Origin of the sequence: Virgibacillus chiguensis (assembly GCF_900129865.1) — a bacterium.
Classification (GTDB): domain Bacteria; phylum Bacillota; class Bacilli; order Bacillales; family Amphibacillaceae; genus Virgibacillus; species Virgibacillus chiguensis.
Window position 1 is genome coordinate 11,409 of record NZ_FQXD01000005.1, and the last position, 22,956, is coordinate 34,364.

General features: G+C 38.1%; 19 protein-coding genes. 12 read left to right on the forward strand and 7 right to left on the reverse strand.

Annotated elements, in window-relative coordinates; all coding sequences use genetic code 11:
* The first annotated feature begins 434 nt into the window (after nt 1-434).
* From BUB45_RS07095 to BUB45_RS07105, 3 genes are all read left to right on the forward strand, one after another.
* Nucleotides 435-1,700 (forward strand): argininosuccinate synthase, encoded by a 1,266-nt coding sequence (locus BUB45_RS07095; protein WP_073006742.1) that lies wholly within the window; start codon nt 435-437, stop codon nt 1,698-1,700.
* A 534-nt stretch (nt 1,701-2,234) separates the two neighbouring features.
* Entirely contained in the window at nt 2,235-2,606 is a 372-nt protein-coding gene (locus tag BUB45_RS07100) for a CidA/LrgA family protein (RefSeq protein ID WP_240458716.1), read from the forward strand.
* Nucleotides 2,599-3,288 carry an LrgB family protein gene (locus BUB45_RS07105; protein ID WP_073006743.1) on the forward strand — a complete coding sequence of 230 codons (690 nt, stop codon included), beginning with the start codon at nt 2,599-2,601 and terminating at the stop codon, nt 3,286-3,288. Before BUB45_RS07100 ends, BUB45_RS07105 begins: the two co-directional genes overlap by 8 nt.
* A 390-nt stretch (nt 3,289-3,678) precedes the next feature.
* On the opposite strand, the gene BUB45_RS07110 is transcribed toward BUB45_RS07105, so the two are convergent.
* The gene (locus tag BUB45_RS07110) at nt 3,679-4,740 is read right to left on the reverse strand and encodes an NAD(P)/FAD-dependent oxidoreductase (protein ID WP_073006745.1); all 1,062 of its coding nucleotides are present in this window, start codon (nt 4,738-4,740) and stop codon (nt 3,679-3,681) included.
* Nucleotides 4,741-4,986: 246 nt separating this feature from the next.
* On the opposite strand from BUB45_RS07110, the gene BUB45_RS07115 reads away from it, so the two are divergent.
* From BUB45_RS07115 to BUB45_RS07130, 4 genes are all read left to right on the forward strand, one after another.
* On the forward strand, nt 4,987-5,454 hold the full coding sequence (locus BUB45_RS07115) for a PaaI family thioesterase (RefSeq protein WP_073006747.1): 468 nt from the start codon (nt 4,987-4,989) through the stop codon (nt 5,452-5,454).
* Nucleotides 5,455-5,608: 154 nt separating this feature from the next.
* Nucleotides 5,609-6,253: a LytTR family DNA-binding domain-containing protein gene (locus BUB45_RS07120; RefSeq protein ID WP_073006749.1), complete on the forward strand. Its 645-nt coding sequence runs from the start codon at nt 5,609-5,611 to the stop codon at nt 6,251-6,253.
* 131 nt (nt 6,254-6,384) lie between these two features.
* Nucleotides 6,385-7,899, forward strand: coding sequence for a succinyl-CoA:acetate CoA-transferase ScpC (locus BUB45_RS07125; protein WP_073006751.1), 1,515 nt, complete (start codon nt 6,385-6,387; stop codon nt 7,897-7,899).
* Nucleotides 7,900-8,186: 287 nt separating this feature from the next.
* A complete protein-coding gene (locus BUB45_RS07130) occupies nt 8,187-8,771 on the forward strand; it encodes a D-glycero-alpha-D-manno-heptose-1,7-bisphosphate 7-phosphatase (protein ID WP_073007180.1) in 585 nt (194 codons plus the stop codon).
* Between the two features lie 137 nt (nt 8,772-8,908).
* Here the strand turns inward: BUB45_RS07130 and htpX are convergent, their stop codons facing one another.
* On the reverse strand, nt 8,909-9,784 hold the full coding sequence (gene htpX / locus BUB45_RS07135; protein ID WP_073006752.1) for a protease HtpX: 876 nt from the start codon (nt 9,782-9,784) through the stop codon (nt 8,909-8,911).
* Between the two features lie 538 nt (nt 9,785-10,322).
* Here htpX and wrbA point away from each other — a divergent pair.
* Entirely contained in the window at nt 10,323-10,925 is a 603-nt protein-coding gene (gene wrbA, locus BUB45_RS07140) for an NAD(P)H:quinone oxidoreductase (protein ID WP_073006754.1), read from the forward strand.
* A gap of 302 nt (nt 10,926-11,227) precedes the next feature.
* Here the strand turns inward: wrbA and BUB45_RS07145 are convergent, their stop codons facing one another.
* The 3 genes from BUB45_RS07145 to BUB45_RS07155 all read right to left on the reverse strand — a co-directional run bounded on the left by BUB45_RS07145 (nt 11,228) and on the right by BUB45_RS07155 (nt 12,476).
* Nucleotides 11,228-11,443, reverse strand: coding sequence for a protein rep (locus tag BUB45_RS07145; protein ID WP_244527680.1), 216 nt, complete (start codon nt 11,441-11,443; stop codon nt 11,228-11,230).
* Between the two features lie 51 nt (nt 11,444-11,494).
* Nucleotides 11,495-11,743 carry a hypothetical protein gene (locus tag BUB45_RS07150; RefSeq protein WP_073006756.1) on the reverse strand — a complete coding sequence of 83 codons (249 nt, stop codon included), beginning with the start codon at nt 11,741-11,743 and terminating at the stop codon, nt 11,495-11,497.
* 415 nt (nt 11,744-12,158) lie between these two features.
* Nucleotides 12,159-12,476 carry a hypothetical protein gene (locus tag BUB45_RS07155; protein WP_073006759.1) on the reverse strand — a complete coding sequence of 106 codons (318 nt, stop codon included), beginning with the start codon at nt 12,474-12,476 and terminating at the stop codon, nt 12,159-12,161.
* Between the two features lie 185 nt (nt 12,477-12,661).
* Between BUB45_RS07155 and BUB45_RS07160 the strand changes: the two genes are divergently transcribed.
* Nucleotides 12,662-13,216 (forward strand): transposase, encoded by a 555-nt coding sequence (locus BUB45_RS07160; protein WP_073006761.1) that lies wholly within the window; start codon nt 12,662-12,664, stop codon nt 13,214-13,216.
* Nucleotides 13,217-13,492: 276 nt separating this feature from the next.
* Here BUB45_RS07160 and BUB45_RS07165 read toward each other — a convergent pair whose 3' ends face one another.
* Nucleotides 13,493-14,023 (reverse strand): transposase, encoded by a 531-nt coding sequence (locus BUB45_RS07165; protein WP_073006762.1) that lies wholly within the window; start codon nt 14,021-14,023, stop codon nt 13,493-13,495.
* A gap of 723 nt (nt 14,024-14,746) precedes the next feature.
* Between BUB45_RS07165 and BUB45_RS07175 the strand changes: the two genes are divergently transcribed.
* Nucleotides 14,747-15,532 carry an ion transporter gene (locus BUB45_RS07175; RefSeq protein ID WP_073006766.1) on the forward strand — a complete coding sequence of 262 codons (786 nt, stop codon included), beginning with the start codon at nt 14,747-14,749 and terminating at the stop codon, nt 15,530-15,532.
* A gap of 219 nt (nt 15,533-15,751) precedes the next feature.
* Complete coding sequence (locus tag BUB45_RS07180; protein ID WP_073006767.1) at nt 15,752-16,240, forward strand: hypothetical protein; 489 nt, start codon at nt 15,752-15,754, stop codon at nt 16,238-16,240.
* A 362-nt stretch (nt 16,241-16,602) separates the two neighbouring features.
* Here BUB45_RS07180 and BUB45_RS07185 read toward each other — a convergent pair whose 3' ends face one another.
* Nucleotides 16,603-17,634, reverse strand: coding sequence for an LLM class flavin-dependent oxidoreductase (locus tag BUB45_RS07185; protein WP_073006769.1), 1,032 nt, complete (start codon nt 17,632-17,634; stop codon nt 16,603-16,605).
* Between the two features lie 560 nt (nt 17,635-18,194).
* Here BUB45_RS07185 and gltB point away from each other — a divergent pair.
* On the forward strand, nt 18,195-22,796 hold the full coding sequence (gene gltB, locus BUB45_RS07190; protein WP_073006770.1) for a glutamate synthase large subunit: 4,602 nt from the start codon (nt 18,195-18,197) through the stop codon (nt 22,794-22,796).
* Nucleotides 22,797-22,956: the final 160 nt, after the last annotated feature.

Sequence of the window (22,956 nt, forward strand, 5' to 3'; positions counted from 1 at the left end):
ATGTTGTCCAGTGGGGTTTTTATATGAAAGCCCGATTGATGGTGCTGTAAGACTTCGCTTAAATACTAGTTGAAATGGGTAGATAACCGTCCAACATCCCTGTGTTCCACTATAGGAATGAATAGAATTTATCGTATGCGAAAAAAATAGATTTTACCATAAAGACTTAGCAGTAAGCCAATCTTTGCTAAGGTTATTCGTGGGAATAAAAGCGTTTATTTTACATTATTAGGAAGTGAAAAATGTAAGGTTTATAGCTTTCGTCTATTAAGATTTTTCTATTATATATAAATTATACCATCATCATGAACTAGGAAAAATAAGAATGTATCGTAATTGTAAAAGTATTTCATAATAAACGTAAATCGCTATTGAATATTTATTCGTTATAGTGCATAATATTACAATAATAGATTATAAAAGGAGTGACCGTTTTGGGGAAAGAGAAGATTGTTTTAGCTTATTCTGGAGGGTTAGATACATCTGTAGCTGTCCGCTGGCTACAGGATAAATACAATTATGATGTAATAGCTGTTGCCCTTGATGTCGGGGAAGGGAAAGACCTTGAGTTTATTAAAAATAAAGCGTTACAAGTAGGCGCTGTGAAATCGTATGTCATTGATGCTAAAGCTTTGTTTGCAAATGAATTTGTCCTTCCAGCATTGCAGTCGAATTTATTATATGAAGGAAAATATCCGTTAATATCTGCTTTGTCACGCCCGCTTATTGCTAAGATTTTAGTTCATATTGCAAAAGAAGAAGGCGCTGTTGCAGTTGCGCATGGATGTACAGGAAAAGGAAATGATCAAGTACGGTTTGACGTTGCCTTTACGGCGTTAGATCCTAGTTTAGACATTGTCGCACCTGTAAGGGAATGGGCAATGTCAAGAGAAGAAGAAATTGCTTATGCGAAAGAACATCAAATCCCCGTACCCATTGATTTAGATAATCCGTTTAGTATAGACCAAAATCTTTGGGGGCGAAGTAATGAATGCGGTATTTTAGAAGACCCATGGGCGGAAGCGCCGAAAGAAGCGTATGATTTAACAACAGATCCAGAAGAAGCACCTGATAAGCCGCAGATTGTGGAAATTGCTTTTGAACAAGGAAAACCTGTCGCTATTGACGGAGAAAAATTATCATTAGAAGCACTTATTTTACAATTAAATCAAGTTGCAGGAAAGCATGGAGTTGGTAGAATTGATCATGTAGAGAACCGCCTTGTTGGTATTAAATCACGCGAGATATACGAAGCGCCAGCAGCAGTTACGTTAATTGCTGCACATCAAGAGTTGGAGGCGTTGACGCTAACGAGAGAGGTAGCTCAATTTAAACCGCTCATGGAGCAAAAACTAGCACAAGTGGTATATGATGGTCTTTGGTATTCACCTTTGACGAAAGCTTTAATAGCATTTATTACAGAAACACAGAAGGATGTTTCAGGCATCGTAAAGGTGAAGCTGTATAAGGGGCAGGCACAAGTAGTAGGTAGAAAATCGAAACAATCATTATACGATTTTGATTTGGCAACATATAATGCCGAAGATTCGTTTGATCATGAAGCAGCACTAGGGTTTATTAAATTATGGGGGCTTCCGACAAAAGTTCATGCAACCGTTAATCAAACGCATCGTTCTGTAGAAGAATCCGTTAAAGAAGCAATTTTAGACGTGAAAGAAAAAGAAAATTTACTGCTATAAAAGACGTTCCACAAAAATTCTAATCTCTAACTAAAAATGAAATAGGATGCATTGCCAAGGCAGAAAATGTTGCCTTGGCAATTTTGTTTCCGGTCTAGGAAATTACAAAATTTTGCAGCTGTGGATAAACTTATTAAGTTATTTAACCACGTCGGCTCCAGTGCCCAGCAACTAGGCGACTTCACTCCATTGCCCTAAGCTAAGTCATCATCGGTTCGTTCCTCACCGTCACTCCTTTATCTCAGTTAACACGCTCCACTCGCTACGTTGCTAACCGGGTGCTTGCGCCTTTGTTTCAGAGGTGTTGTAAGTCTTCCATTTCAAAAGTTGGAGATGTGAGCTAACAAGTTTAAGCAGGAGAAAAAGAAAAACGCTACTGTTTGAAGATGAACTGCAAAGATTTCATTAAATTTTACTTTTTACAGCGCTTACCGTAAATTTTTTGCGTTATAGAAGGCTATTCACTTACCAACGATAAAAAAATACTGCTATAATATAGGGTATTCGTTTTAAAATCGCAAGGAGGAAGGAAACGTGGAAAAAGTAGGAAAAATGATCGTGCATATTGTTTTACTGTATATCATTTTTCAATTTGGTAACTGGATACAACGCACGTTACATTTATTTATCCCAGGAAGTGTGATTGGGATGATGGTATTGTTTATATTATTAAGTACGAAACTGATTCGAGTCTCGTGGATTGAAGAAGGTGCCAATTACATTGTTGCTAATTTAGCCTTTTTTTTTATTCCTGTTACAGTAGGAATTATAGATTACTATGATTTGTTTTTAGGAAAAGGTGCTTTATTAATCTTGATTGTCTTAGTGAGCACCATGTTAGTAATGGGCGGTTCAGGCTTTTTTAGTCAGTGGCTAATGCGTAGAAAGGGATGGGAACATGAGTGAGTTTGTAATTGCTATCTCAGCTATTATTGGAACGTTTTTCATTTATCATCTTGCTATAAGGATACACAGAACTTGGAGGTATTCTTTAACTGCCCCTGTTTTGGTAGCCACTATTCTCATCATCAGTGTTCTAATCATTTTTCGTATCCCTTATGAGACGTATATGGTTGGGGGAAAATGGATTAATGAATTACTCGGACCTGCAGTAGTTGCGCTTGCTTATCCATTATATAAATATAAAGATACATTAAAGCAGGTAGCTGCTCCTATATTAGCAGGTACGCTACTAGGCGGAGTTGTTGGAATAACTACAGGTCTATTGCTTGCCCAGTGGGCAGGGTTTGAGTCCGCGATCGTATATTCGTTAACGCCAAAATCAGTAACAACACCTGTGGCTATGGCTGTAACGGATACGATTGGTGGAGTAATGCCACTTGCTGCTATATTTGTTATGATTGCTGGTATTGGAGGTGTACTTATGCACCATTATGTATTTCGCTTATTTCAAGTCAACCATTATTTAGGAAGAGGTGTAGGCATGGGGAGTGCTTCTCATGCCATTGGTACAGCTACTTCCATGGAGGTAAGCCAATTAGAAGGAGCAGTCAGTACCATCTCTATGGTGATTAGTGCTGTAGTAGTGTCTATTATCACACCAAGTCTCGTACAGCTCATGATGTAACAATGAAATTGGACTTTGTGTAAGGTTAATTGATCAACGGGGAGGGATCTCTCCCCGTTTTTTTATGGTCTGGGAAATTAAAAAATTTGTAGCTGTGGATAAAATTACTAAGTTATTTAGCCACGCCCGGCGCAAGTGCCCAGCAAGTAGGCGACTTCACGAATTGCCCTACGATAAGATATCATCGGTTTGTACTAAATAGGAAGGTCGACTAAAGACGGGCTTGCTCCTTTGTTCTACTATCGGAAAGTAAAAAGCTTAAAAGGTTTATCGTATAGAAAAACTACAGCTCTCACCATAGACTTGGCTAAAAGTTAAGTTCTTCTAATACTCCTTAGTTGCCACATCTATAAACTAAAAAAACTCATTGTAGTTCTATCATCTAGTAAATTAGTGCCGCTTACTTAACCAAAGTACACCTGATTTTGCAATACGCGGTAATAGACCAGTCAATGGTTTCTGCATCATATTGCCAAAGCCATCTGATTTTCCAAGTGATCCTAAGGTTCCTTTTAATCTAATTTCTTTTGGTTTCTTCGGTTGTTTTCCTTGCAATACAGCTAATAACACTTCCGCTACGCGTTCGCCTTGTTGACCAGCAAGCTGACCGCTCGGTGAAAAGTCGGAAGAAGCGCAGTCACCTACTACGTAAATATTTGTATTCTCTGGAACTTGGAAATACTCATTGACAATAATTTTTTCTTGCTCATCTTTAGCAAATGGAAGCTCGCGTACTAAATAATTTGGTCTCACGCCGGCTGTCCAAATAGTAACGTCATTTACATAGCAAACACCATTATTGCAAACGCCATCTTTTTCGACATACTCTACATTTGCATGATGTAGTACGTCAACGTCATTTGCAACAAACCATTCCGCTACATATTGTTGAATTTTAGGATCGAATGCTTTTAATACCGTTGCACCACGATCAAGTAAACGAATATTTAAGTCAGGTCTGCTCTCTCTAATTTCTGAGGCTACTTCGATACCACTTAATCCAGCACCTACAATAGACACCTTCCCATATGCTTTTAAATCACAAACAGCAACCCCTGTTTTTCTTGCATTAGAAAATGTCTGTACACTATGCGTGAACTGTTTGGCGCCTTCAATACCATGATAATTATCTTCACAACCTAATCCGATGATAAGGTAATTATAATCGATAACCTCACTTTTATTGGAGAAAGTAATTGTTGCATTGGATGTATCCACTTTTTCTATTTCTCCATACACATAACGAACACGTTCATCGTCAGGAAAATGGAGGCGCACGTCTTTATCTGCAGACGTCCCAGCTGCAATTGTATAAAATTCTGTTTTCACAGAATGATAAGGATTCCTATCGACAAGGGTAATTTCTACATCTTCTGGCAGCTGATGGTCAAGTAAACCTAATAGCGCTTTCAGACCGCCATATCCCCCACCTAATATGACTAGTTTTTTCATGCCACAAAACCCCATCTCTACATTTTCTTTTGAATGATTATGAAACATAGCTCCAACTTATTATTTTAACGAAGAAAATTTATTTCAACAACCCCTTCTATGCTTATTCTAGCGAACATTATAACCAATGTCATCACTAGAAAACATATAAGTTTATGTTTTAAAATTAGTAATTTTTAAAAAATATTCTAAATTTCTAGTTACTATATGAAGCTGTGATATACTAGGCAGAAAGGAGGGGATGAAATGGAGGAACAGGCAATTCAAGATATTTATCCCGAAGATTATGCTTGGTGCTATGGGTGCGGAAGACTTAATGAATATGGGCTACAATTAAAAACAGTTTGGGATGGCGAACAAACGGTAACTACATATACTCCCCGTAAAGAACATACGGCGATTCCGGGGTTTGTATATGGGGGCTTACTTGCTTCATTAATTGACTGTCACGGTACTGGATCTGCTTCCATGGCGTTGCATAAAAAAAATGGGCATGTCATTGGGGATGGGGCAGAGCCACCTCGCTTTGTTACTGCTTCGTTGCATGTAGATTTTTTGAAACCAACGCCACATGGTACGCCACTGAAAGCAATTGGTATAGTAGAGGAAATCCATCCGAAAAAGTTTAAAGTTATGACAGAAGTTTATGCGGATAAAATTTGTTGTGCCAAGGCGGAAGTAGTCACAGTAGTTATGCCAGAAACATTTACATGATAAAAACCGTCACGACGCATAGGTGGGAACCATTTCTTTATTTCTACGCAGCGTTTGATAGACAAAAGCTTTCATAATATAAATTAACTTTTGCCATAAACTAGCTGTAACGAATCGAAACAATGAATGACTTCGCAAAGGGGTATCTAGAAAAATGCAACGACTTACGACGAGTTCTTTATTGGATGTAATTGGGGAGTTGTTTTCTGATGAAGTTTCTATCGCTGTTACTTCGACGACAGAGTACATCTACTATCGTCCAAGCTTACGAGTTGATTTGAAAATTCGTCCCGGTGATCCGATTAAGGAAGGAACGCTAGCAGATAAAGCAATTGTCTCCGAACAAAAGGTATCCGAGTTTATTGATCGGCAAATATACGGTGTTCCTTACCATGGAATGGCTGTGCCATTTCACTATAATAATGAACTAGAAGGTTGTGTAATGGCGATTTACCCAGCCCTAACAGAAGGTAAGTCCGTTATTACAGTGAAGACATCAGATGGTTGGAAGCCGCTTTCGTTTCATGATGTCCTTTATTTGGAAGTAAAGGAAAGGAAGACATGGGTGGTTACGAAACAATTTACAGGTATACATCGAAAAGCACTTCAGGAATTTGAATATATGTTACCGAGGGAATATTTTATCCGGTGTCATCGGTCATTTATTGTGAACGTAAACCATATTACACATATCTATCCTGATACACATTCTACTTTTTTGTTAGCTATGGATAACGGGGATCAACTTCCTGTTAGTCAATCGTATTCCAGTTATTTCCGAAAATTATTAGGCTTTTAGGTCTGTGTTTTAAACCATATATATGCTGCTTTAATCCGAATCTATCTATTTCTGTCATAGATCCACAAATAAGAAAGCGCTTCATATAAAATAGATTGTATATTCTTAATAAAATGGAAAGGGGTCTAGGGATGGGGATGAAATTGGATAGAATCGGCGATGCTCGTTTACATGATCGAGTAGTGACTGCGGAAGAAGCAGCATCTTGGATTCAAGATGGTATGACGCTAGGCTTAAGCGGCTTTACCCGGGCAGGGGATGTAAAAGCTGTGCCGACAGCGCTTATTCAACGAGCGGAAGCGGGTGAAAAACTGAAAGTCAATGTGTTTACAGGCGCCTCTTTAGGCTCTGATATTGACAAAATGATGGCAGATGCAGGTATTATTCATAAACGCTTGCCATTTCAGGCTGATCCGACGATGCGAAAAAAAATAAATGCCGGGGAACATTTATTCGTTGATCATCATCTTTCACATACAGCGGAAATGGTAAGGGCAAATGTGTTAGAAAAGGTGGATTACGCCATTTTGGAAGCGATTTCTATAACGGATGACGGGCAGTTCATACCAACTACTTCGATTGGAAATTCGCTTGTCTTTGCGGAACATGCAAAGTCAATAATCATAGAAATCAATACGTCACAATCACCATTATTGGAAGGCGTGCATGATTTATATAGTCCGAATCAACAGGGGGAACGAGAGCCTATACCGCTCCAAAAAGTTGCAGATCGGATTGGAACAATCGGTATTCCGATTGATATAGAGAAGGTTCGAGGAATTGTATTTACAAACCAGCCAGATTCTCCATCAACGATTGTACAGCCAGATCATGAAACAGAAATAATGGCTAGTCATTTACTGGATTTTTTACGAAAAGAAATTGCCGAGGGGCGTTTAACAGAACAATTGGCACCTTTACAATCAGGAATTGGTTCCGTTGCAAATGCGGTGCTTCACGGTATGCTCCAGTCGGAATTTAAAAATTTAGAAGTGTATTCGGAAGTGTTGCAGGATGCTGTATTTGATTTAATAGATGCTGGAAAAGTAAGCGTTGCTTCTTGTTGCTCCATAACATTATCAGAGCAAAAAATGCAGGATGTTTTTAGCAGGTTTGATGCCTACCGTGATAAAATCATTATGCGTCCGCAAGAAATTTCCAATCATCCGGAAATTATTCGTCGTCTAGGTATTATTGCAATTAATACGGCTTTGGAAGCTGATATATACGGAAATGTAAATTCAACACATGTATGTGGAACGAAGATGATGAACGGAATTGGTGGCTCTGGTGATTTTGCTAGAAATGCAAGGTTAGCCATTTTTGTAACCAAGTCCATTGCAAAAGCAGGCGATATTTCTAGTGTTGTGCCTTTTGTATCGCATGTAGATCATACAGAGCATGATGTGGATGTACTTGTTACGGAGCAAGGTTATGCAGATTTAAGAGGTTTAGCTCCGCGAGAGAGGGTTCCATTAATTATTGAACATTGCGCACATCCAATGTATAAAGAGCAATTATGGGAATACTACAGAGACGCTTTACAAAGTGGGGGACAGACACCGCATAATTTGGAAAAAGCGTTTAGTTGGCATATTAATTTTGCGAAAAATGGGACGATGCGTGAACTCATTGAACAAAAATAATTTTTCAATAAGCGCATGAAAACAAAGGGGTTCGAAATAATATAATTACAAGCTTCATTTCTTTATGAGAGAGATGAAGCTTTTTATTTGCGTTTAATTAAGAAGGTATGGAATATTAATTTTTAAACTTTTGCATATAGATTTGACTAAGCGGGTGAAGTGCAGCCATTTGCGTTTTGTAAAGCGCAGTTAAGTGATGGAAGTAGTTCTTAAAATTTAGGTCCTATCGTTGTCATAGGAAATATAAGTCGTCTATGATGGAAGCTTTACTACATGGAGGTGAAAATATGCAATCATCAGCAGTGTTTCTTGACCGTGACGGTGTTATTAATGACGTGTTGTCAGATCGTGTTACGTTTGTTAATCAGCCAAAAGATTTTTTCCTGTTGCCTGGTGTTGGAGAAGCAATAAAACAGTTTAACATGCTCGATTATGCTGTATTTGTTGTAACCAATCAGGGTGGTATTGGCTTAGGTTATATGACGGAGAAGGACTTAACGAACGTTCATCAAAGAATGACAGAAGAATTGGCAATTCACGGTGCTGTAATTGACGCTGTTGCGTATTGTCCGCATAAACCACATGCGGGATGTGCTTGCAGAAAGCCACATCCGACGATGATTGAACGATTAGCTAAGAAGTATCAGATTGATTTACCTACGAGTTATATGATTGGCGATCGCCATGTTGATATGGAAACGGGGAAAAAAGCTGGTGTAACTTCCATACTTGTCGGGGGAAGAGAAGAGGATATGCGAGATGCGGATATGGTTTTTCCCGATTTATCCTATGTTGCTACTTATTTAACTGGATTTCAGGTCAGATATAAAGGAAAAAAGGCAAGTTCTGCACGGAATGAATTGAAAAAGTAAAACACATCAAACCTTTTTAAGCATGTATAAAAAGAGGCAACCTCATTTATCAGGGATCGAGGTTGCCTTGCGTTTTCGTTTAACACATTTCAATACAAGAATCGCATGATTGGTGCGAGTTCTCAGACGCACTTAGTTTAAGATAAACGAGAAATTCTTTCATCTAAGCTTGGGTGTGTGGAAAATATAGACGCTTTCTTATTACCGTTAATTTTTAATGTAGCAATTGCTTGTTCTTCCTGACGTACACGGTTGGAATATAGCTTTAATGCTTCTAATGAATGGCGCATTTTATCTTTTCCTGCTAAATCAGCTCCGCCTTTATCAGCATGAAATTCTCTGTGTCTGGAATAAGCAAATACAAGGAGACTACCCAGTGCAGAAAAGATGATCTGGAAGAAGATAATCGCTAGAAAATGTACAATAGGCGCTATTTCTTCTTTTACAAAACGAGTCACAATGAAAGCTGCGATGCGCGCAAGGAAGACGACAAAAGTATTTACAACCCCTTGCAGTAATGTCATTGTTACCATATCGCCATTGGCAATGTGTGCAACTTCATGGGCAATAACCCCTTCAATAGCGTCTTCATCCATTTCCTGTAATAAACCACTCGATACAGCAACAAGTGACCGTTTCTTAGTAGGCCCTGTAGCAAACGCATTTACTTCTTTTGCTTGATAAATCCCTACTTCAGGCATGTGCATTAATCCGGCAGCACGCGATAGACGATGTACTTTATCCACAATTTGTCGCTCTTGCGTGTTCAAATTGCCATTAGGATCTAGTACCTGTACACCCATCATTTTTTTGGCCATCCAACGAGACAACCCTAATGAGATAAAAGATCCTGTGAAACCAATAATGGCACTGAAAATGAGTAATGTACCGAGTTGTAATTGCCCATTCTCACCAATATAATTCCATGTTCCAGGTATTAGCATAAAAATAATACTAATTGTTAACAGCACTAAAACGTTCGTTAATAAAAAATAGAAAATTCTTTTTCCCATCGATGATGCTCCCTTTTTTTATGAGATTAATGTTTTTGACACTTGTCACAATGCTATTATAAATTGTTTTTTTAAAGGTAACAACAAATAGTAAGTAAAACTTTTGTGTTATAGGAAAGCCACCAGCTATCGTGCAGAGCGTGAATCGCCCTCCGTTATGATAAAGCTACTAGCCCCTATGTAAGTTTTTACATAAGTATTAAATGCTTTCAGAGAACGACGACTTTTGTCATAAAGATCGTTTATTTGACAAACGTATTTGATTAGGGTATTTTAGTTACATAAAGTAACCTAGTTATAAAGTGAACCTTTAATATAGGCGAGTGTTTTTATCTTCTATCTGTTCCTTGTTTAATAGGAAGTATTTAGTAGACGTTCCGTATGTACGCTTACCATAAAAAATAGGGATACAATAACTACGTTGCTTTGTAATAAATTGCAGCAAGAATGGAAAGTTTAGAACTAGATAAGGATCATATTTCTCTATTTTGATAAAACTTCTATCCAATCTAGCAAGAAAAATAAAGGAGACAATATTATGGAAAAAGTAAAATTAGTAGTCATTTATTACAGTTCTACAGGAATTAATTATCAACTAGCAAACTGGGCAAAAGAAGCAGCAAGTGAAGCAGGTGCAGAAGTAAGACTTGTAAAGGTTCCAGAGCTTGCACCAAAAGAGGCAATTGCAGCTAATCCGGCATGGCAATCTCATGTTGAGGAAACAAAAAATATACCTGAAGCTACTTCAGACGACATTGAATGGGCAGACGCCATTATTTTCTCTACACCAACGCGGTTTGGTAATGTCGCTTCACAGATGAAGCAATTTGTAGATATGCAAGGTGGCCTTTGGGCAGCTGGTAAAACAGCTAATAAAGTTGTAAGTGCAATGGCTTCTGCTTCTAACCCGCATGGTGGGCACGAAGCGACCGTTTTATCTTTATATACATCGATGATGCACTGGGGAGCAATCATTGTACCACCCGGATATACAAATGAAGTTGCTTTTACATCAGGCGGAAATCCGTATGGTGTTAGCGTAACACAAGGACAAGACGGAAAAATGGTAGAAGATGTTGAAGAAGCTGTGAAGCATCAAGCAAGACGTACCATTGATGTAGCTAAAAAAATGAAAGCATAAGGTAAAAAAAGCCGCTGTTTAAACAGATGCTATACTCCTGTTTTTACGACTGATCCATTCTTTATTGGGTCAGTCGTTTTTTTACACTATAGGAAAGTATATGATACATTTTATAAAGTTGAATCTAGTCAGTATTATATATGCGTTTATAGCACTTATTCCCATTCAACTTATTGGAAACGTCTATCGAATAAATCGGCTTACAGGTTGGAAGATAGCGACAATAAATACAATTACTGCTGTCGTAATCATCATTGAATTTATAGTTGGTACAATTTTGATACTCACCAGCTTTTTCATCGTTATCGGTATAAATCACCTTCTTCTAAATCAGATAAACTTATTAAATTCTTTCCTTCATCATCAGTCATGAAATCCGTATCTTTTACTGGATACTTTGCAGTTTCATTAATCCCAGACTGTATGTCCGACTTTTGTTCATTTTTTTGCTTTATAATCTGTGTTTTCACGTTAGGGTCATAATCCAATTTCATCGCCTCGCCAGAATTCAATTCCATTGGTTTTGATTCACATATTTTTTCGCTTCGCTCAAAACGCAAAAACTACTATTAATTTTCCCCTTTTATTCTTAACGATAGAACAATAAATATAACACCTAAAATTCCCGATAAAATAGATATTATAATAGGTGTATTTCCAATTTCTTTTAAAGCAGTTCCAAAAATACCATATTCCGAATCCCAACCAACACCCTCTGTAGTTAAGGTTTCTGAATAAATAGAAGCCGAAATTAGCATTGAACCATAAATAATAGCACTAACTAAAATTAAAATTCCACCTATATATGTTTTTTTCATCATATACCCTCCTTGTATAGTATGTTTAGGCATAACTTTCGCCTTCTCAATCTTGAGTCATTCATAAAAATTGTTCTGCTAGTGCACCCGTTACTTTTCGCTACAGGCGTACGCTTTCCGCGGGCATGTCTTGAGCCCTCCACGCTCACAAAAACCGTTCGCCGTGGGGTCTCAAGACTCATGCTTTCCCCGCTGGAGTCGCCGCCTTCCGTTCCAAGTATTTGGTTTGGAATTCATGAATGTGTAAAGACCTTAAATAATATGTCAAATACCTTAGACGTTCCTTGATGTTCCTAGATAATGGTTTTAGGATCATTTGAGGCAATTCTTTTTCCTCCTGCGGGCATAATAACCGCATTACTAAGACTGTTTCCCAGTGTGCGTTTTGACCTTCATATTTATTTATCAAATGTTGTTATTTTTTTAATTCCTTTATTACATCGATAGGATGTATGGAATATTCCTCTTTACCTACACCTTGTTCATTTGTATAAGGCATACATAGTTTAGCAAACTTTTCTTCATCTTCTACTAAAGCAACATAAGTTGTATATCCTTCAAAATCTGATGGGAAAAGTTCTGCTTCTCCAATTTTATTATTTAAAGCTTCATCAATTGCGTTTTTTAACTCGAGTAAACCTTCTTTATTCCCAATAATAAATGACTCCATGTGCCAAGAATCTTGAGCATATATATTACAAATACCCAAATGATCTGTATCAGAAGAAGACATTAAAACTCACCCCTTATACTTTTATATCATAATATCAAATATTGATAAAAGAGTAATTGAAATTTTTAAAACACTTGTTATTTTAAAAGAAAATGGTTCTCACCCAAAAAGGTCAAAAAACGCCCAAACAGATGAAAAAATCCGTTATATTTGAAATAGAACAATGATGTTGGAGGTTTTGGATTATGTTTAAGCACGGTAAGAAGGACGTACAAAAAACACTATTTGATCAGGATCAATCCTTTCCAGGCTATGTAATGGACATGTTACAAAAAAGCTGGGCAGATGACTTCTATCGTTTTATCTTCTCGCAAATTAATGAAGAGCGCTTTTCTGTTCTTTATAGCGACAAAGCGAGTCGCCCGAATAAGCCTGTAAACGTATTGGTAGGACTACTTATTCTTAAAATGGAACATGCTCTTTCTGATGAAGAACTGATTGGTTCGCTGTATTTTGATTACCGCTACCAGTATGCATTGGGGTTGGATGCAAACGATAACGATGACCGTCTTTGTGTTAATACATTATCTAATTTCAGAGCACGCCTCGTGGAATACGAGCTTCAAACAGGTGAAAGTCTTTTCCAACAAGAAATGGAAGATTTAGCTGAGAATATGGCCGTGTATCTCGGTTTAAACAAGTCCAAAGCACGAATGGACTCCAGTCTGATAAATAGTTCTTGTAAAAACATGACACGTATAGAACTCATTTATATTATACTGTCATTCGCAATATGGTAAGAGAGATAACAAATAAAACGGATTGGGAAATCCCCGAATCCTATTTGGCATACCTTGAAAAGGGGCACCAAAATAAAACGATCTATCAAACGAAAACAACAGAAGAAAAATCCAAGCTAGAACATCTCATTCAACAAGCACATGATTTATATATGTTGGTGAAAGATTGTGCTGGTGTGGAAAATTTCCGTAGTTTTGAACATCTTACACGTCTGTTGAAAGAACAGGCGGTTGCCACAAAAGATGGTAACGTTAAGCCTGTAGAAGGTGGCAAACTCACTTCCCAGATTCTTCAAAACCCATCCGACCCAGATGCAACTTTTCGACATAAAGCTGGCGAATCCCATATTGGACATAGTTTGAATCTAAATCAAAAACAAAATGATCACTTGGTTTAATGGCTTGAATACGTTCATTCAATGTTTGGTTAACCTGTTGAAGCTGTTTCATTGTCTCCTTATCAAATTTCTGGTTCAAGCGTGACAGCGTAGGCTGGGAAGCTAATTGGTCTTTTTTAAGTATAGTGGTAAACATCGGTTCATGCTTTAATTCGTCGGCATGATCATCCGTATGATAACCCGTAATGTGTTGGTAAATCTTTTGAATAACGACCTCATCATTGGAATGCTTCCGGTGGTGAACCGAATCATTTGCCTGAAAGGTTGCTTGAATAGACTGACTTAGCCCAATCTTTTCATCAAATTCCTTATACAATAATAATCCTGCGTCTGAAGTTAGATTTCCACCATCAAAATTAACCTTGATCATTTTGTTGAAGTTAAGTGACTTTTCCGTTACACTTTTCATTATGGAGTCCTCCTTGATTAGTGTTTGTTTGGTCACTTATACAATATCAAAGGTTGGGCTCCTTTTCACTTATTTAGTGAATTACAACTTACTAATTATATATTGAATTGACGGTGTTTCTTAAGGGTTTTGGATTCAACTATGAATAATCTAGGATATGTTTTTGTAATCAATTATAATTGGATTTATGGTGTTTCATTTTCTTTGAAAGGAGAGTTATATGAAATATTTTATAAAGTTGAATCTAGTCAGTATTATATATGCGTGTATAGCACTTATTCCCATTCAACTTATTGGAAACGTCTATCGAATAAATCGGCTTACAGGTTGCAAGATAGCGACAATAAATACAATTACTGCTGTCGTAATCATCATTGAATTTATAGTTGGTACAATTTTGATACTCATTCTAACAAAGAAATGGTTGAAGAATCGAAAAGCAAATTTTTGGACAATGATCCTTTGGGTTCCGTATTTTATATTATTTACTTATATCACTGCTTCTCTATTCCCAATAATAAATGAAGGCGACTCTCCTAACCCGATATCAGGTTTTTTTGCTATTGGACTATTAATGTTGTTTCCCTTTTATATATATAGTATTAATTTCATAAGCTTAGCTCTCAAAAAGATTGAAGTTTGATGTTCGCTGTTGATAAGTGACAAATCCACATAAAATAGGTAAAATGACAACAGAACATAATGGGGGGAACGTGGTAGCATATGACAGCGATACAACAAAGATGCTCGGCTCTTTCAAACAGCCCAGTATTTATGAATATCATCATTAGCTTAATTATTATAAATGCTATATTAATAGGGCTAGAAACGTATCCGCAGATTGCGAATACATACGGGCATTGGCTTATGGTCATTGATGCAATCTTGCTGTGGATATTTACCGTGGAAATTGTTATACGTTTAATTGGAAGCACTTCTATCAAAGCTTTTTTTAAAGATCCTTGGAGTGTTTTTGATTTTGTCATTGTACTAAGTGGGCATCTACTAGTAGGCTCCTATGTAACAGTACTAAGGATTTTGCGAGTTCTTCGCGTGTTACGTGCGATTTCCATTATTCCTTCATTGCGCAAAATGGTTAACGCCTTGTTATTAACCATTCCATCAATGGGAACAATTTTACTGTTATTAGGATTATTTTTCTATGTGTATGGCGTAATCGGAACATTACTCTACCATTCTATCGCGCCAGAATATTTTGGCACCTTGCATCAATCACTGTTAACTTTGTTTCAAGTTATTACTTTAGAATCTTGGGCAAGTGGGGTGATGCGACCTATTTTAGCAGAAGACCCATCTTCTTGGTGGTATTTTGTGACGTTCATTTTAATTGGTGCTTTCGTTATTGTAAACTTATTTGTCGGTGTTGTGGTAAACAATGTGGAAGAAGCAAATAGGGAAGAATCACCTTCACCTACGGATATAAAGCTCGCAGAATTACAAAAAGAGCTGGCAGAAATTAAACAACTATTACGTAAGCAAAAGGATTAAACTAAACATAGGTTTGGGAAGAAGTGGGGGCAATTGTTCCACTTCTTTGATTTAAAAAATAACAATTTCAAAAACCTGTATGTGGTTGTTTTTATAAAAATTTAAATACTATATGTAGTGCATAAAATGATCTCTTAATCTTTTTGGGAGAGAACCATCTTATGGTTGTAGCTCAGTAAGTGCTTAATTCTAATTATTCAAAAAAATAAGGGGGTTATCATGTTTACTAAGACGGAAAACTTTATTGGTATGACTGTTGCCGTTATTGTGTTTCTTGTTATTCTTTCGTTTATTGTTTCTATGTTTATTTTTATTTCTTTTGGTGTTATATATTTGCTTTCATATTTACCTTTTATTGAGTTTCATTATTTTTCTAGTTTTTGGCATAATGTATGGTACTTCTTTGGATTTTTACTTCTAAATGCATTGGTTTTAGGTTTAAGTGAAATTGTTGTTTTCATAGATAGAAAAAATAAAAAAATAAATTCTTTGGAAGATATAAGTCCTTCAAATTTTATAGAATGGATAAAATTTATTATTATATTTGTTATTTATATGAACGTGTTTACCCTCATTTCTGATAGATTAGACGCTACTATATTAGGTTCTACATTAATTGCTTTTTCTTTTGTTTTTTTCTTTTTTGTTGTAGGTAAAATTATTGATATAATTGCTGATGATGAAAAAGAAAAAATAGTTCCAAGCTAAAGGAAAAGATATAATTGTCAATAAACAAATATGAGCTAGGCTTTTTAAAGCAATTACAAAATGCCTAGCTATTCTTTTTTGCACCGTCAACAACGTAGCGAGTGGAACGAAACGACACGAAATCATGGGTTTGCAGACGCCTTATGACAAGCTCAAGTCCTTTTATTAGTCGGCTTCCCTATTTAGCACGAACTGCTGATGACTTAGCTTAGCGCGATTCGTGTAGTCTCCTAGTTGCTGGGCGATGGAGTCGGACGTGGCTATTCGGTTAAATCGGTACCCACATAGCAACCATGTTTATACTTTTTTATCTTATGGAAAGAGCGATCCAAGCATGTTGCTGGATCGCTCTTTCCGTGTCGTTAGTTATTTGCTTCGTCCATTAATTCGCTAATTATTTCAAAGGAACGCAAGCGATCCTCTAAATGATAGATTTGTGAACTAATAATCATTTCATCCGCTTCTGTTTTTTCCAAGAAATGCTCTAATCCTTGCTTCACGGTTTCTTTGCTACCAATAATGGTTGTTGTCGGATCAAGCGTTTGCTTAATAGCTTGCAATTCGAATGCAGAGAAATGTGCTTCTACGTTTTCTATTGGTGCTTTAAGTTTTGTCGGTTGCCCACGACGTAAATGCAAGAACTGTTGTTGCAACGAGGTAGCAATATAATTTGCTTTTTCATCTGTATCTGCCGCAATAACGTTTACACCTACCATGGCATGAGGCTTTTGAAGTTGTTCCGATGCTTGGAATTGCTCCCTGTATAGTCGTAAAGCTGGTATGGTATATGCAGGAGCAAAGTGACTAGCAAACGAGAAAGGCAACCCCTTTTGTGCAGCTAATCTGGCGCTAAAGTCACTGGAGCCTAATAGCCAAATAGGAATATTCAAACCTTGACCAGGCACAGCTTTCACTTTAGATATTGGTTCTTTGGCAAAATAGTCCTGTAATTCATTTACTTGCATCGGAAAATCTTCCACCCGCATGTTTAACGTTCTGCGCAAAGCATATGACGTTGCTTGGTCTGTTCCAGGGGCGCGCCCTAGACCTAGATCGATTCTACCTGGGTAAAGCGACTCTAACGTGCCAAACTGTTCAGCAATGACGAGTGTCGCATGATTCGGCAACATAACCCCGCCTGCACCCACCCGAATATGGTTCGTTTTTTCGGCAATATGTCCGATTAGGACAGAGGTTGCTGAACTCGCGATACCAGGCATATTATGATGCTCCGCTAACCAATAACGGTTAAATCCGAGCGCTTCTACATGCTTTGCTAATTCCACACTATGTTGAAAAGATTCCCTTGGATTACTACCTTCATTTACCGGAGCTAAATCTAACACCGATAGTGGAATGCGATGAAAGGTTTTTTGTTTAGACAATGATACCATTCCCTTCATTCTTCTTAATAAGCAATGATAAGTTTTTTTCTGCTTACCGTCCAATGATCGGCTTATAGCACGACGATTATTGATGCAGCTTACTACTTGCTAGCAGAATTAAAGAATAGCTTTCGTAAAAAATATTTTATATAATAGAAATCTATCATGGTATGGTGGAAAAAGCGCTTAACCTCATGCATTCATCATGCATGGTAAATTTATAAAGATTGACATGACAGCGTTTTCAATAAGTAAAATTAAATCAATTTGCATGAAAATAATTTATCAGAATTTTGAGTTAAACGTTCGTTTGTGATATAGTAATACTACACTTTTTTCGCCTTAGGAAAAAGGCATATCGCCTACCGTATAAGAAACCACTGTGGTTCGTCGCATTGGGAGAACCACCACCTGCAATGAAAAGCACTTGCAGGTGTGTTATTTATACAAAAATGATAGCTTTCATTTTAAGCGAGTCTTTTAAAAAGTAGGCAACGAATGCAAGGTAATTTTTCAAAATCATCAAAAAATAAACAGACATAACAGATGTCAAGGAAGGGGATAGTTGAATGACAAAAAAGGATTTCCCGAAAGCGCAAGGATTGTATCATCCTGACTTTGAACATGAAGCCTGTGGCATTGGAATGATTGCCAATATTAACGGAAAGAAAACACATAATATTGTGCAAAATGCCATCAATCTATTGTGTAATATGGAACACAGAGGCGGTCAATCTGCCGATACGAGTACTGGTGATGGGGCGGGAATTTTAACACAAATACCAGATCGCTTCTTTCAAAAACAATGTGCCAAAGAAGGGATAGAACTCCCTGCTCAAGGGGAGTACGGTGTAGGAATGCTCTTTCTTCCTCAGGATCATGAAATTCGTTTGCAAACAAAAGCCATGTTTGAACAGATTATACGTGAAGAAGGTCAGCATTTTCTTGGTTGGAGACCTGTACCGACGAATGAATCATTTATAGGTGAATTGGCAATGCAGAAAAAGCCGACCATACGGCAAATCTTCATTCAAAAAGCAACAGATATACAAGATCAACAAGCTTTTGAACGCAAATTATATGTGATTCGTAAACGAATGGAACAAGCCGTAACGATTCATGCTGAGCTTGACGATGTGTATATTTGTAGTCTCTCAACAACGACCATTGTTTATAAGGGGATGCTTATCCCTGAACAGTTAGATGCATTTTATATTGATTTAAACCACCCAGATTTTAAATCAGCACTTGCTTTAGTACATTCCAGATTTAGCACGAATACTTTCCCAAGCTGGAAAAGATCCCACCCAAATCGATACACGATTCATAATGGCGAATTTAATACATTACGCGGCAATGTCAATTGGATGCGAGCACGAGAAAAATTATGTTCTTCTCCTTATTTTTCCGAAGTAGATATGCAAAAGATACTTCCCGTTATTGATTACGATGGCAGTGATTCATCAATATTCGATAATACGTTTGAATTTTTGCATTTATCAGGAAGGTCTTTAGCACATACTGCCATGATGATGATACCTGAATCATGGGCAAATGATACGACGATGCGTGCGGAACGGCGCGATTTTTATGATTACCACAGTTCATTCATGGAGCCTTGGGATGGGCCAGCAGCGCTTGTCTTTTCCGATGGTAGACAAATAGGAGCTTGTTTAGATCGTAATGGTTTGCGCCCTGCTCGGTATTATGTTACGAAAGACGGTATGATTGTGCTTGGTTCTGAGGTAGGCGCATTAGATATTTTTGCCGATGATATTCTTTATAAACGGCGACTCGAGCCAGGTCGCATGTTATTAGTGGATTTGGAGAAAGGGATTATTGTTCCAGATGATGATATTAAGTTACAAGCTGCTACGGAACAGCCTTATAAAGCATGGTTACAAAATAAAGTAGCACTTGAAGATATCCCAGATGTTCCAGAACAATCAGGAAGAGAAGAAGCCGATTTGTTCATGCAACAGCAAGCTTTTGGTTACACAAGAGAGGATTTACAAAAAATAATAAAACCTTTGGTGAAGGACGGGAAAGACCCGATTGGCTCGATGGGATATGATTCGCCACTAGCCGTATTATCGAAAAAACCTCAATTATTATACAACTATTTTAAACAACTTTTTGCCCAAGTGACCAATCCACCAATCGACGCTATTCGGGAGAAATTAATTACTATGACAGAAACGAGTATTGGAGCAGAAGGGAATCTAGTGCGACCAACAGCAGATAGCTGTCGGCAAATACGATTACAAACCCCTATTCTAACGTGTAAGGAATTAGATAAAATACGTTATCAACAGTTAGAAGGGCTAAAGGCGACCACATTGTCTATTCATTTTCGTGTACATGCAACAGAAAATAAGCTAGAAACAGCACTACAGCAGCTGTTTGCAGTAGCTGACCAAGCAGTAGAAAACGGGGCGGTACTGATAATTTTGTCAGATCGTGGCATTAATCAGCATAAGGCAGCCATTCCTGCTCTATTAGCTGTGTCAGGATTGCATCATCATTTTATTCGCAAAGGGATGCGAACAAAGATTAGCTTATTAGTTGAAACAGGGGAAGCGCGAGAAGTGCATCATTTTGCTACATTGCTTGGCTATGGTGCTGAAGCGATTACCCCTTATTTGGCCCACCAAACGATAGAAGCAATGGTTACAGCGGAGGAAATTACTGCATTTTCAGCGGAGAAGGCAATTCAAACATATAACCAATCCGTGACAAATGGAATTATTAAAGTGCTATCGAAAATGGGAATTTCAACGATTCAAAGTTATCGTGGGGCGCAAATTTTTGAAGCAATTGGCATAAATAAATCCGTTATTGACAACTATTTTACACACACAGCGTCCAGATTGGGTGGAATTGGGTTGGATATAATTGAACAAGAAACGTGTATGCGACATGAGCGAGCATTTAACCCGACGCGTGGGGGAAATAGCACTCTGGAATCAGGGGATGAATATCAATACCGCAAAGATGGGGAGGGCCATCAATATAATCCTCAAACGATTCATACTTTGCAGCATGCTTGTCGTACTGGAAATTATGAATTGTTTCAGGAGTATTCAAAGCTATTGACCGACGAAAGAAAGAATTTGCAATCGTTACGTGGGTTGTTAACCTTTAAAAAACGCAAGTCAATCCCAGTAGAAGAAGTAGAATCTGTTGCCTCCATATGTGCGAGATTTAAGACAGGCGCTATGTCATTTGGTTCGATTAGTAAAGAAGCGCATGAAACGTTAGCAATTGCTATGAACCGGATAGGAGGGCGGAGTAATAGTGGAGAAGGTGGCGAATCCCCTGATCGCTTTACCCGTGATGCCAACGGCGACTTACGACGCAGTGCAATTAAACAAGTTGCTTCAGGAAGGTTTGGTGTTAACAGCCATTATCTTGTCCATGCAGATGAAATTCAAATTAAGGTTGCACAAGGGGCAAAGCCTGGAGAAGGAGGACAACTGCCAGCAAATAAGGTATATCCATGGGTGGCAGAAGTTCGCGGATCTACTCCAGGGGTTGAACTTATTTCCCCGCCTCCACATCACGACATTTATTCCATTGAAGATTTGGCGGAACTTATTTACAATTTAAAAAATGCAAACCCAAACGCCCGTATTAGCGTGAAACTTGTTTCCGCGGTGGGGGTTGGAACAATTGCTGCTGGTGTTGCTAAAGGGCGTGCTGACCTTGTATTAATTAGTGGTTATGATGGTGGTACAGGTGCTGCTCCAAGAACGAGTGTGAAGCACACTGGACTACCATGGGAAATTGGTCTAGCAGAGACGCATCAAACATTATTATTAAACGGACTAAGAGACCGAATTGTTGTCGAAACAGATGGAAAGATGATGACAGGACGAGACGTTGTCATCGCTAGTCTGTTAGGAGCAGAGGAATTTGGGTTTTCCACAGCACCCTTAGTGGCGCTTGGTTGTGTGATGATGCGGGTTTGTCACTTAGATACTTGTCCAGTCGGTATAGCAACCCAAAATCCAGAGTTACGGAAGAAATTTACGGGAGATCCTGACCACGTCGTCAATTTCATGACGTTTATTGCCCAGGAAACACGTGAAATGATGGCATCTTTAGGCTTTCGAACCATTAATGAAATGATCGGTAGAACGGATGTTTTAGAAGTCAACGAAAGTATTGCGCATTGGAAGGCAAAAGGGATTGATTTATCAGCGCTTCTTTATCAGCCAGATGTACCAGACCCCGTAGGGCGCTATGCAACGATGGACCAACAGCATGGCATTGAAAAAACATTGGATTTCCAGGAGTTAATTCCAAATTGTCGCGAGGCTTTGGAACACAAGCAGCCCGTCGAATTCACAACAGCTATTCGGAATATAAACCGAGTGACGGGTACTTTATTAGGAAGCGAAGTGACGCGGCGTTACGGAGAAGAAGGTTTACCCGAGGATACCATTAAACTGAATTTTTGTGGATCTGCTGGACAAAGCTTTGGTGCTTTTATTCCACCAGGTATGACTTTGCGGTTAATTGGAGATGCCAATGATTTTGTTGGAAAAGGGTTATCTGGCGGTAAACTAGTTGTGCATCCTGACCCAATTGTTACCTTTGCTCCCGAAAAGAACACGATTATTGGAAACGTAGCGTTTTACGGCGCATCTCGTGGAGAAGCTTTTATTCGTGGTATTGCTGGTGAACGGTTTGCTGTTAGAAATAGCGGTGCTACTTTAGTTGTTGAAGGTGTCGGTGATCATGGTTGTGAATATATGACTGGTGGAACCGTAGTCGTTCTTGGTAAGACAGGACGAAATTTTGCAGCTGGTATGTCTGGTGGAACGGCTTATGTACTAGATGAAGAAGGAACATTTCGTTCTCATATAAATGGTGAGTTAGTTGCCATACAATCGTTAACGGACGAGCGAGAGATTGGTCAGCTCGCGCAATTAATAAAACAGCATGTCACAGCAACGAATAGTAGTCATGCGGAGCGTATTTTAAACTATTGGGATAAATATGTACATCAATTTGTGAAAGTTGTTCCTATTGCTTATGTGCAAATGCAAGAAAAAATTCAAGCTTTAAAAGATCAAGGATATAGCAAATTTGATGCAGAAATGGCTGCGTTTCAAGCAAGTAAGCAAGGAGAGAAAGTGGAAAAACCAGTAGGTGTTCTGCATTAAATTTTTTATCCGAAATATAAACCTCAGTTAAAAAATTGGCGTATTGCGTTGTACAAGTCAAGCGGGAGATAATACGTATAAAAACCAGTGGGGATAACTGGAATAACTCTCCCTACTGTTTGTAGATCTATATGTCTAATTGCATGTGACATATTATTGA

Coding starts and splice junctions, on each gene's coding strand:
- BUB45_RS07105 (WP_073006743.1), top strand. CDS start 2,599: ATGAGTGAGTTTGTAATTGCTATCTCAGCTATTATTGGAACGTTTTTC.
- BUB45_RS07110 (WP_073006745.1), bottom strand. CDS start 4,740: ATGAAAAAACTAGTCATATTAGGTGGGGGATATGGCGGTCTGAAAGCG.
- BUB45_RS07115 (WP_073006747.1), top strand. CDS start 4,987: ATGGAGGAACAGGCAATTCAAGATATTTATCCCGAAGATTATGCTTGG.
- BUB45_RS07120 (WP_073006749.1), top strand. CDS start 5,609: ATGCAACGACTTACGACGAGTTCTTTATTGGATGTAATTGGGGAGTTG.
- BUB45_RS07125 (WP_073006751.1), top strand. CDS start 6,385: ATGGGGATGAAATTGGATAGAATCGGCGATGCTCGTTTACATGATCGA.
- BUB45_RS07130 (WP_073007180.1), top strand. CDS start 8,187: ATGCAATCATCAGCAGTGTTTCTTGACCGTGACGGTGTTATTAATGAC.
- htpX (WP_073006752.1), bottom strand. CDS start 9,784: ATGGGAAAAAGAATTTTCTATTTTTTATTAACGAACGTTTTAGTGCTG.
- wrbA (WP_073006754.1), top strand. CDS start 10,323: ATGGAAAAAGTAAAATTAGTAGTCATTTATTACAGTTCTACAGGAATT.
- BUB45_RS07145 (WP_244527680.1), bottom strand. CDS start 11,443: ATGGAATTGAATTCTGGCGAGGCGATGAAATTGGATTATGACCCTAAC.
- BUB45_RS07150 (WP_073006756.1), bottom strand. CDS start 11,743: ATGAAAAAAACATATATAGGTGGAATTTTAATTTTAGTTAGTGCTATT.
- BUB45_RS07155 (WP_073006759.1), bottom strand. CDS start 12,476: ATGTCTTCTTCTGATACAGATCATTTGGGTATTTGTAATATATATGCT.
- BUB45_RS07160 (WP_073006761.1), top strand. CDS start 12,662: ATGTTTAAGCACGGTAAGAAGGACGTACAAAAAACACTATTTGATCAG.
- BUB45_RS07165 (WP_073006762.1), bottom strand. CDS start 14,023: ATGAAAAGTGTAACGGAAAAGTCACTTAACTTCAACAAAATGATCAAG.
- BUB45_RS07175 (WP_073006766.1), top strand. CDS start 14,747: ATGACAGCGATACAACAAAGATGCTCGGCTCTTTCAAACAGCCCAGTA.
- BUB45_RS07180 (WP_073006767.1), top strand. CDS start 15,752: ATGTTTACTAAGACGGAAAACTTTATTGGTATGACTGTTGCCGTTATT.
- BUB45_RS07185 (WP_073006769.1), bottom strand. CDS start 17,634: ATGGTATCATTGTCTAAACAAAAAACCTTTCATCGCATTCCACTATCG.
- gltB (WP_073006770.1), top strand. CDS start 18,195: ATGACAAAAAAGGATTTCCCGAAAGCGCAAGGATTGTATCATCCTGAC.